The organism is Myxococcus sp. AB025B, assembly GCF_006518215.1.
GTDB lineage: Bacteria > Myxococcota > Myxococcia > Myxococcales > Myxococcaceae > Myxococcus > Myxococcus fulvus.
The window spans coordinates 1-1,965 of the sequence record NZ_SRLW01000592.1; the positions used below are offsets into that span (position 1 = coordinate 1).

General features: G+C 71.9%; 1 protein-coding gene. It reads left to right on the forward strand.

Annotation, left to right across the window (positions count from 1 at the left end):
* Positions 1-39: 39 nt before the first annotated feature.
* A partial coding sequence (locus FL311_RS42855; protein WP_228557475.1) for a DNA topoisomerase 3 occupies positions 40-1,965 on the forward strand: 1,926 nt, incomplete at its 3' end.

Genomic DNA, 1,965 nt, shown 5'->3' on the forward strand with positions numbered 1-1,965 from the left:
GGGGAGGGCGCGGCGGCGCGGGGCGCGGGGCGCTCGTCGCTGCTGGCGGTGTTGGCGGAGAAGCCAGCCGTGGCGCGGGACATCGCGCGGGTGCTGGGCGCGCAGGAGCGGGGTGACGGCTTCCTGCGTGGCAACGGCTACGTGGTGACGTGGGCCATCGGCCACCTGGTGGGCCTGGCGCAGCCGCACGAGATAAGGCCGGACTGGAAGAAGTGGAGCCGCGCGCTCCTGCCCATGCTGCCGGAGGGCTGGCCGCTGGTGGTCTCCGAGCAGACGCGCTCGCAGTTCGACGTGGTGCGCCGGGTGCTGACCTCGCCGGAGGTGGGCGCGGTGGTGTGCGCCACGGACGCGGGCCGCGAGGGCGAGCTCATCTTCCGCTACATCTACGAGGCGGCGGGGTGTCGCAAGCCGGTGCGGCGGCTGTGGGTGTCGTCGCTGACGGAGCGGGCCATCCGGGACGGCTTCCAGAAGCTGAAGGACGGGCGGGAGTACGAGCCGCTCGCGGCGGCGGCGATGGGGCGCAGCCGGGCGGACTGGTTGGTGGGGATGAACCTGTCGCGCCTGTACACGCTGGCGCATGGCGGGCAGGGGGAGATGTTGAGCGTGGGGCGGGTGCAGACGCCCACGCTGGCCATGGTGGTGGAGCGGGAGTGGGCCATCCGCGACTTCGTGCCCCGCGACTACCTGGAGGTGGTGGCCACCTTCGCGCCGCGGAGCAAGGACGTGGCGCCGGGCGCGCGGTACGACGGGACGTGGTTCCGCTCGGGGCCGGATGGCAAGCCGGTGATTCCCCCGGGGATGGAGGGCGTGCGCGAGGCGCGCCGGCTGGACGCGGACGGGGTGGAGGCCCAGGCCATCATCGACCGCGTGAAGCGGGGGCAGGCGACCATCGAATCGCTGGAGGCGGAGGAGAAGAAGATGGCGCCTCCGCTGCTCTACGACTTGACGGAGCTGCAGCGCCACGCGAACCGGCTGTATGGCTTCAGCGCGCAGCGCACGTTGGAGGTGGCGCAGGCGCTCTACGAGAAGCACAAGCTCTTGAGCTATCCGCGCACGTCGAGCCGGCACCTGTCGCAGACGGTGGCGGACACGCTGCCGGAGGTGGTGGGCACGGTGCGCGGGCCCTACGAGGAGGACCTGGCGCCGGGCACGGGCGTGCGTCCGTTGGGGCGGCGCTACGTGGACGACGGGAAGGTGACGGACCACCACGCCATCATCCCCACGCCCACGTCGCCGCACGGGCTGCGGCTGTCCTCGGACGAGCAGCGCATCTACGACCTGGTGTGCCGGCGCCTGTTGCAGGCGTGGCACGAGGACCACGTGTGGCGCGTCACCACGGTGGTGACGGCGGTGACGTCGCCCGGGCCGACGAGCGCGGTGCCGGTGGTGGACCGCTTCCAGAGCACGGGCACGCAGGTGGAGCGTATCGGCTGGAAGGTGCTGGACATCGGTGGAGGCAAGAAGGCGCCGAAGCCGAAGTCGGACGCGCGCAAGGGCGAGGAGGATGAGGCGGAGGATGACTCGCAGTCGTTGCCCTCGGGGCTGGCGCGGGGACAGCCGCAGACGGTGGAGGACGTGGAGGCGGTGAAGAAGCGCACGCGTCCGCCGCCGCGCTTCACGGACGCGACGTTGCTGACGGCGATGGAGACGGCGGGCCGGCTGCTGGACGAGAAGGAGCTGGCGGAGGCGATGCGTGAGACGGGGCTGGGGGCGCCCGCCACGCGTGCGGCCATCATCGAGGTGCTGCTGGACCGCGAGTACCTGGTCCGCAAGGGCAAGGTGCTGGAGGCGACGGAGAAGGGGCTGAACCTCATCCACGTGGTGCACCCGGACGTGAAGACGCCGGCGATGACGGGCCAGTGGGAAGCGTGGCTCCAGCGCATCGAGCGGGGCGAAGGGCAGCTCGACGAGTTCATCCGGGGCATCGAGAAGTACGTCATCGAGGTGGTGGGGCAGGGGCCCTCG